Annotated in this window: 8 protein-coding genes; 2 read left to right on the forward strand and 6 right to left on the reverse strand. The window is 74.1% G+C overall.

The window, feature by feature from the left end; genetic code table 11:
- Positions 1-94: 94 nt before the first annotated feature.
- Together macS and AN218_RS13810 are read right to left on the reverse strand one after the other, a co-directional pair.
- Positions 95-1,483 carry a MacS family sensor histidine kinase gene (macS, locus tag AN218_RS13805; protein WP_070017140.1) on the reverse strand — a complete coding sequence of 463 codons (1,389 nt, stop codon included), beginning with the start codon at positions 1,481-1,483 and terminating at the stop codon, positions 95-97.
- A 166-nt stretch (positions 1,484-1,649) separates the two neighbouring features.
- Positions 1,650-2,543 carry a lysophospholipid acyltransferase family protein gene (locus AN218_RS13810; protein WP_079132149.1) on the reverse strand — a complete coding sequence of 298 codons (894 nt, stop codon included), beginning with the start codon at positions 2,541-2,543 and terminating at the stop codon, positions 1,650-1,652.
- A 177-nt stretch (positions 2,544-2,720) separates the two neighbouring features.
- Between AN218_RS13810 and AN218_RS13815 the strand changes: the two genes are divergently transcribed.
- Both AN218_RS13815 and AN218_RS13820 read left to right on the forward strand, forming a co-directional pair.
- Positions 2,721-3,497: an alpha/beta hydrolase gene (locus AN218_RS13815; protein WP_070017141.1), complete on the forward strand. Its 777-nt coding sequence runs from the start codon at positions 2,721-2,723 to the stop codon at positions 3,495-3,497.
- Positions 3,498-3,732: 235 nt separating this feature from the next.
- Positions 3,733-4,269, forward strand: a complete 537-nt coding sequence (locus AN218_RS13820) for a hypothetical protein (RefSeq protein ID WP_070017144.1) — start codon at positions 3,733-3,735, stop codon at positions 4,267-4,269.
- A gap of 71 nt (positions 4,270-4,340) precedes the next feature.
- Here AN218_RS13820 and AN218_RS13825 read toward each other — a convergent pair whose 3' ends face one another.
- The 4 genes from AN218_RS13825 to AN218_RS13840 all read right to left on the reverse strand — a co-directional run.
- Positions 4,341-5,105 (reverse strand): endonuclease/exonuclease/phosphatase family protein, encoded by a 765-nt coding sequence (locus AN218_RS13825; RefSeq protein WP_070017142.1) that lies wholly within the window; start codon positions 5,103-5,105, stop codon positions 4,341-4,343.
- Positions 5,106-5,289: 184 nt separating this feature from the next.
- Positions 5,290-6,231, reverse strand: a complete 942-nt coding sequence (locus tag AN218_RS13830) for an ROK family glucokinase (protein WP_070017143.1) — start codon at positions 6,229-6,231, stop codon at positions 5,290-5,292.
- Between the two features lie 95 nt (positions 6,232-6,326).
- Complete coding sequence (locus AN218_RS38755) at positions 6,327-7,049, reverse strand: DUF5304 domain-containing protein (RefSeq protein ID WP_216311763.1); 723 nt, start codon at positions 7,047-7,049, stop codon at positions 6,327-6,329.
- A 167-nt stretch (positions 7,050-7,216) separates the two neighbouring features.
- Positions 7,217-8,375 (reverse strand): ArsA family ATPase (locus tag AN218_RS13840; RefSeq protein ID WP_338059613.1); only part of this gene is annotated, 1,159 nt, incomplete at its 5' end.

An 8,375-nucleotide genomic window follows, 5' to 3' on the forward strand; every position in this document is an offset into this window, starting at 1 on the left:
GACTCCGCGGCGGCCGCGGAGTCCGGTGCGCCCGAACTGCCCGTCCCACGCGTTGTGTTGTCCGTCTCCGTCATGGCCCCCGCCTGCTTCTCCGTCATCTCCCGCCGCCCCCCGGCTGCTTCGGAACTCGCAACTCCACCTCCGTGCCCTGGCCGGGCACCGAGCTCAACTCGGCGCTGCCGCCCAGGTCACGCAACCGCCCCCGGATCGAGAGGGCGACTCCCATCCTGCCTTCGGCCTCCGCGTCCGCGAGTCGGCCCTCGGCCAGGCCGGGACCGTCGTCGCGCACGGTGACCAGCACCGCGTCCGGTTCGTCCTCCAGCAGGATCCACGTCCGGGCCTCGCCGCCGTCCGGCGAACCCGCGTGCTGCCGCACATTGTCCAGGGCGGCACTGACAGCGGCCGTCACCTCCCGTGCGGCCGCCGCCGGAAGCGGTACGGGAGCGCCCGGTTCGACGACGGTGACGCGGGCGCCCGCCAGCGGCATGAGCAGTGTGCGGAGGTCGCTCTCGCCCGCGTCCGCGAGCGCCCCCGACGAGCCGTCGTCCGAAGCGCCGTCGTCCGAGGCGCCGTTGGCCGCCGCATGGTCCGAAGTGCCGTCCGCGGTACGGCTGTTCGCCGCGCCGCCGTCCGTACCGTCGTGTGCCGTCGCCGTCGCCGTCCCGGCGTCCGCTCCGCCCGCGACGGCGCCCACGCGCGCACCCCACCGGCCCGCGAGACCCCCGCCTCCGGTACGGCTGCCCCCGGTACGCCGGCCCGCGACCGGTTCCGTACGGACGGTCTGGGCCGGCACCGACTCCCGTGAGACGAGGCTGCGCAGCGCCACCTCCTGCTCGCCCGCCATCCTGCCCAGCTCCGCGGCCTCGCCGCCGAGCGCCGTGCCCCGGCGCTGCACCATGGCGAGGACCTGGAGGACGCTGTCGTGGATGTCGCGGGCCAGCCGCTCCCGTTCGCGGGTGGCCGCCTCGATCTGGAGGGCGTGCTCAAGAGCGCGCTCACTCGCCCTGGCCACCTCGATGACGTAGCCGATGCCGATGCTCGCGACGCACACCAGCAGCACGTTGTGCAACGTGGGCCGGGTGATCGCGCCCTGTTCCAGGATGTTGGCGATGCCGACGACCGTCGCCGCCACGGCGCCCCAGCGCCAGCCGCCCCGTATGGCGAAGGCCAGTACGGGACCGGCGACCCAGATCGTGGGCAGGGTGGGACCGATGCGGCCGTGCGCGTCGACGTACACCGAGCCGAGGATGCCGACGACGGCGAGAGTGATGTCGACGGCGAGGAAGGCGTTCGTACAGCGGCGCGCGGAGAGGACGTTGGGGAGCGTGGCCAGCGTCCAGACCGTCAGCACCGCGAGATAGGCCGCGCCCGGCAGGGGATGTGCGAGACGCCCGTACGCCCATCCGAAGACCGCGAGCGCATAGCCGATCGCGAGCAGCCGGTAGCCGGTCAGCGCCCGCCACAGCGGCTGTTCCACGGACATTCTCAGGACCATCGCTGCGGCCCGCCCCCCCTGCTCGCCCGTTCGTCGTCTCAGCGCGCACCGTACGCGCGCTGTCTGTGCGGTTGTCCCCGCGCGTACCTCTGCGCTCCGCGCAGCCTCCGTGCGTTCGTCCGTGCCGCGGTCCGGCCCCCCTGCCGCGGTACGGCTATGCCGCGCGGTCCCGTTCGTGCCGCCTGCGGCGGGCCGCCGGTCCCGAGAGCCTCGGGCCCGCCGGGCGCCGCCCGCCCGGGTCCGGGTCGGTGCCCGTACCGTCCGCGGCGCCGGACTCCGCGTCCCGTTCCGCCTCCGCGTCCCGTTCCGCCTCCGCGTCCTTCGCGTCCCGCGCGGCCTTCTCCGCCTCGGCCTCGCGCTTGGCCTCCTCGGCGAGCTGGCGCTTGGCGGCGGTGGCGTACATGTCGACGTACTCCTGACCGGACAGGCGCATGATCTCGTACATGACCTCGTCGGTGAGGGCGCGTTGGATGAAGCGGTCGTTCTCCATGCCCCGATAGCGGCTGAAGTCCATCGGCGCTCCGATCCGGATGCCCGGACGCATGAGCTTGGGCACGACCTGGCCGGGCGGCTGGATCTTCTCGGTGTCGACCATCGCGACCGGCAGCACCGGCGCCCCCGAACGGAGCGCCACCCGGGCCAGACCGCCCGGCTTGCCACGGTAGAGACGGCCGTCCGGCGAGCGCGTGCCCTCCGGGTAGATGCCGAACAGCTCGCCGCGCGCGAGCACTTCGAGTCCGCTGCGGATCGCCGCCTCGCCCGCGCCGCGTACGCCGGAGCGGTCGACGGGAAGCTGGCCGACGCCCTTGAAGAAGGCGGCCGTGAGCTTTCCCTTCACTCCGGGCGACGTGAAGTACTCGGCCTTGGCGATGAAGGTGACCTTGCGGTCGAGCACCGCCGGCAGGAAGAACGAGTCGGAGAAGGAGAGATGGTTGCTGGCGAGAATCGCCGGCCCCTTCGCCGGTACGTGCTCAAGTCCCTCGACCCAGGGCCGGAAGGCAAGCTTGAGCCCGTTGCCCACCGACAGTTTCATCGCTCCGTAGAACAACCCGAGGACCTCCTGTTTCCGACACGGGGAGCCTATCTCGCCATGGCGGAACCAGCGCTTCTGCGTCGGGCACCGCCGAACTACCCCGCCGTCGGCCCCCACGCGTAGGCTGGCAGTCGCCCGCCTCGCGCGCGGGCAGAGCGCCGACCGACCCGATACGAACGGCTGGAGGCCGACGTGTCCATCCTTCCCGGGGCCGAGCCCATGCGCCATGACGGATCGGAGACGGGCGTCCTGGTGTGCCACGGCTTCACCGGCTCGCCCCAGTCCGTACGTCCGTGGGCCGACCATCTGGCCGCGAAGGGGCTGACGGTCTCGCTGCCGCTGCTGCCCGGGCACGGCACCCGCTGGGAGGACCTGGCGGTGACGGGCTGGCAGGACTGGTACGCGACGGTCGACCGCGAGTTGCGCACCCTCACCGCGCGCTGCGAACGGGTCTTCGTCTGCGGGCTGTCCATGGGCGGCGCGCTCGCGCTGCGGCTGGCGGCGCGGCACGGCGACGCGGTGAGCGGCATCGCCGTCGTCAATCCCGCGGTGACGTTCCCGCGGCTCCAGGGGTACGCCCTGCCGCTGGGCCGCTTCCTCCTGCGCTCGGCGAAGGGCATCACGAGCGACATCGCCAAGTCCGGTGCCGGGGAGGTGGGTTACGAACGGGTGCCCACCCAGGCCGCCTACTCGGCCCGTGACTTCTTCCGCCGGGTGCGCGGCGAACTGCCGCAGGTGACACAGCCCCTGCTGGTCATGCACAGCAGAACGGACCATGTGGTGCCGCCGTCCGACTCGGCGCTGGTGCTCGCCCGGGTCTCCTCCGCGGATGTGACGGAGACCGTCCTGGAGGACAGCTACCACGTGGCCACCCTCGACCACGACGCGGAGCGCGTCTTCGCGGACTCCTACGGATTCATCACGCGGCTCTCGGCGAGGAAGACGGAGACGGCAGGCGATGGAGCGTAATCCCGGCGCCGAGGACGACAGCCACGGCGAGGACGGCACGGCGCGGCCCGAGTGGGGCCGCGGCGAGCGCGAGCGCGAGCCCGAGGCCGAACGCGGCGACGACCGCGAGGGTGAGGGCGAGGGCTCCGGCGGCGGGCCGGGGGCCGGTTCGGACGCGGACGGTTCCGGATCCCGCTCCGACACCGGCACCGGCTCCGGCTCCGGCCAGAACGGCCCCGAGGACGAGCGGGCGCCGCTGCCCCTGGACGAGGAGGCCGCCTGGGAGCAGATCGTCGCCTCCTACGGTGACCATCCGAAGGCCGAGGACATGGCACCGGCCGCCGAGCCCGGCGGCGACACCCGCACCGGCACCACGGCCCGCCCCTCCCCCGGCACCCGCCCCGACGGCGAGAGCGAGGGCGACGAACCGGGCTCGTCCCTGCGGAGCTTCACGGTCTACTCGGCGGGCGCGGGCCCGCGCGACTGGCGGCTGCCCTCCCAGAGCGACGACGCGGACGGCACGGGCGAGGAGGACGACGAGGGCCACTTCGTACCGCCGGAGCCGCCGCCGCTGCCACGGGCCGACACGACCGCGAAGTTCGCCTGGCTCGCGGTGCTCGGCGGGCCGCTGCTGCTGATCCTCACCGTGCTCTTCCAGCAGGAGCTGACGTGGTGGATCGGGACGCTGGGCGTCGGGGGCTTCCTCGGCGGCTTCGCGACGCTGGTGGCGCGGATGCGCGACGAACGGGACGAGGACGACTGGGACGACCCGGGCCGGGGCGCCGTCGTCTGACCGCTCCCCGCCGCGGCGCTCCCGAGTGCCGGTGAGGCCCGAGCGGCCGAGGAAGGGCCCAACTCCCGCCGTCAGACGGCTGGTTCGGGCGGCACCCGCAGCGCGGCCAGTACGGGCAGATGGTCGGTGGCCGCCAGCAGGTCCGGCGCCGCGACGCCCTCCAGTCCGTCCGGCACACCGCAGCCCAGCACCTCCACCTCACGGGAGGCGAGCACCGCGTCGATGCGCTGATGCGGCCGTGACGGCGTCGAGGTGTACTCGCCGCCCCAGGGCGCCGTCGCCCAGCCGTCCTGCAAGTCCGCGGCCAGCGCGCGGAAAGTACGGCCCCGCGGGCGCTCGTTGAGGTCTCCCGCCGCCACCGTGTGCCGCGTCCCCAGCGCCCCGAGGCGGTCGAGGAGCATGCGGCCCTGGGCCTGGCGTTCGTCGGTCTGCAGACTGAGGTGGCAGCTCACCACGCCGAGCTGTGCCGACGGGCCGAAGCCCAGCACCGCGGTGGCGAAGCCCCGCCGGTGCAGGCCGGGCGTGAGCGGCAGCAGTACGTCCTCGGCCCGCAGCACGGTGGCCCGCAGCGTCGCCAGGATCATCGGCCCGGTGGCGGTCGCGCCGCCCGTCACATAGACGAGCCCGCACTCCCGCGCGAGCCACGCGGCGTGCTTGCGCCAGCGGAAGAAGCGCGGCGCCTCCTGCACGCACACCACGTCGGGGGCGCACGCCCGGATGACCCGGGCGAGCGCCCTCCGATCGTCGCGCAGGGAGCGGATGTTGTAGCTGAGCAGCCGGACGACGGCGCCGCCGTCCGCCTCGGTACGTCCTGCGGGCAGATCCGCGAGCGTCATCGGCGCGGCTCACCCTCACATTCCTGGTCGTACGGACGTCCGTGCGTACCGATCGGTGGTCGTACGGATCGGTGGTGATGCGGATCGGTGGTCATGCGGATCGGTCGTCGGGCGGACGGGACACGCTCCGCCCGGCCGTGTCGACGCGTCCGGCTCCCGGCCCCGGTCCCGTGCTCGGTCCCGCTCAGCCCTGCCGGGCGAGGTCCGCGACGCCCACCATGCCCGCCTGGCCGCCCAGTTGGGCCGCGAGCACCTCGGCGTGCGGACGCCAGCGGCTGCCGACCAGCCAGCGCCGGTAGGACTTGCGGATCGGGTCGAGCACCAGGTCGCCCTCGTCGGAGACACCACCGCCGACGATGAACGCGCCCGGGTCGAAGAGCGAGGCCAGGTCGGCCAGTCCGGCGCCCGCCCAGCGGGCCAGCTCGCGGAAGGAGTCCACGGCGACGGGACAGCCGCGGCGTGCGGCCTCGCTGATGTGCTTGCCCTCGACGCCCTCCGGGGTGCCGTCCCCGAGTTCCAGGAGGATCGTGGCGTTCTCCGGGGTGGCCGTCGCCCGTTGCTGTGCGTAGCGCACGAGGGCGCTGCCGGACGCGTACTGCTCCCAGCAGCCCTGGTTGCCGCAGCCGCACAGCAGCCCGTCGGGCACCATGCGGATGTGCCCGAACTCGGCCGCGACGCCGTACCGTCCCCGGTGCAGCCTGCCGCCGATGATCACGCCGCCGCCGAGTCCGGTGCCGATCGTGATGCAGACGACGTCCTCGTGCCCTGTGCCGACGCCGAACTTGTATTCGCCCCAGGCGGCGGCGTTGGCGTCGTTCTCGATCACGACGGGGAGGTCGATGCGCTGCTCGACCTTGTCCTTGAGGGCCTCGTGCCGCCAGGTCAGATTCGGGGTGAACAGTACGGTCGCCCGCTTGTCGTCGACGTAGCCGGGCGCGCCGATGCCGACGGCGTCCACCTCGTGCTCGGCGCTGGCGTCCCGCACCGCGTCCGCGATGGCGTCGATGACGCCGTCCGCCGTGGGCGGGGTGGGCACGGTGCTGGTGTCCAGGATCGAGCCCTGCTCATCGACCACTCCGGCCGCGATCTTGGTGCCGCCGATGTCGACGCCGATAGTGAGTCCCATGTGTCCCTCGGTTTTTCCGGTCCTACCCCGCCGCGCAACACCGTACCGGAGGGGCCGCGCCGCCCGATCGCGCGCGTGTGCCCGGGGCTTGGCCGTCAGGGGACGTCCGTGCCCGCACCGCCCGGAGGTGGATCTTCCGGACCGTTGCCGTCTTTCCGGTCGTCCTTGCGGTCGTCTTTCCGGTTCTGTTCGCGGTCCTCTGTACGGTCCTCGCGTCCGGTCTCGCCCGGGTCCTTGTCCAGGTCGATGCGCTCGACGCCGGAGGACGGCTCGGGGGGCCCGTACGGATGCGAGGGGGCGGACGGACGCGAGGGCGCAGACGTCGAGGACGGTGCGGACGACTCCGGGGTGATGCTTCCGTCGGGACCGGTACGGGTGTCCGCATCGGACGGGCCGCGCGTATCCGTCGTACCGGGCGGGGTGCCCGCGGCGCCCGCCGTCCAGCGTCCCTCGGCCTCCTGCACCGCGGCCCGGTAGGCGGCGAGCAGTTCACCGCCCGCCGTGGCGAGGTGGTCGAAGACCTGCGGGTTCCGCTCGACGACCGGTTCGATCGCGGCCTTCGCCTGGGCGATCAACTGCTGGGCCACGCCCTGCGCGGCGGTGGAGGCCACGGTGCCGGCGAAGGGCCTGCCCAGTTCGGACACCCTCTCGGAGACCGCGTCCGCGAGCCGCCTCAGCTCCTCGGCGGCGCTGCCGTACTGCGCTCCGTGCTCCGCGCGGCGGCGGGCCTTCTCGGCGGCGAGGTCCTCCTCGCAGGCGGTGGCCCAGGCGTCGGCGTCGGGCTCGTCCGGAGTCTCGGGCTCGGCGGCATCGCTCATGACGGCGCTCCTACGGGCGGCGGGGGAAGGGCGGATGACTCGTATCCGAGGGTACGACGTGCCCGGGCGGCCGGTGCACGGAGCGGTCCCGGAGGACGCCGGGGAGGCACCCGCCGACCGTCCGCCGTGTGCCTCAGTCTCGGTCACGGTCTCGGTCTCAGCGGGTCTCAGCCGTCCGTGCCCCGCGGCCACAGCGCCGGATCGGGCTCGCAGCGCACCCGCAGCTCGCCCGCCTCCAGCGACGCCCCGACGACACGGCAGCGGCGCACGGCGGCGGGCAGCGGGTGGACCCGCCGGTACGGACCGACGCCGAGGATCAACTCCGCGCCGCGGCGCACCAGTTCCAGCTCGTCCTTGCGTACGGACGGCAGCGCGAGCCGCCACACCAGCAGCCCGTCCGCGGCCAGCCGGTCCTCGACGGTGCCGGTTCCGGAACCGGGCGCAGATCCGGACGGGGCGGGGTCCGGCGTCTCCTCGTACGGCTCGGGGGCGAGGGAGCGCAGATCGTCCGCGCCGCGCGGTTCCCGCCCCAGACGGGGCAGTTCGCGTACGGGCACGCCCTGCGCCCCGTACTCCTCGCGCCACTCCTTGAGCACGGTCTGCTGCCCCTCGGCGGCCGAGGCCGCCCACGGCTCCCGACTCCCGGACGGCAGAACCCTGTTGGCGACGACCGCCGCCAACGGCAGCCCGTACAGGCCGAGTCCGGCCCGTGCCTGCCGCAGCGACTTCCCGGCGAGCGCACCGGGCTCGGCGACCAGGACGGCCGCGGTACGGGAGGACTCCAACACGCCCTGCACAGCGGCGAGTCCGTCCTCCCAGCGCCCGGCGGCGGAGTACAGCGCGTCCGTGGGCATCGGCACGCCCGCGAGCTGTGCCAGCGTCGGACGCAGAGCGCGCGCGGCCTGCCGCTCGGCCGGCAGAAGCCTGCGCAGATACCGCCGGAGCTGTGCGGGCAGCGCGAGGACGCGCAACGCGTCCGGGGCGTGCGGCAGATCGACGACGAGGGTGTCCCACTCGCCCGCGGCGTACGCGGACCGCAGGGCGCCGAGCATCGCGAAGGCGCCGGAGCCGGGGAGTTCCGTCAGCTCGTCCTCCTCCAGCGGCTCCGCGCCGAGCATGCCGAGCACCTTGGACCCGCGCTCCTGGAGCGCGACGGCGGCGCGGCGGAAGTGCTCGGCGGAGTCGGCGCGGGCGGCGCAGAGCAGCCCGTCCGTGCCGGGCACGACGGCGGCGGCCATGGCCTCGCCGAGCGCACCGGCGTCCGTGCCGAGCACGGCTTCGAGCGTCGCCGAGGTCTCGCCGCTCAGCAGCAGCGTGCGGTGTCCG

The organism is Streptomyces nanshensis (assembly GCF_001751255.1).
Taxonomy (GTDB): Bacteria; Actinomycetota; Actinomycetes; order Streptomycetales; family Streptomycetaceae; genus Streptomyces; species Streptomyces nanshensis_A.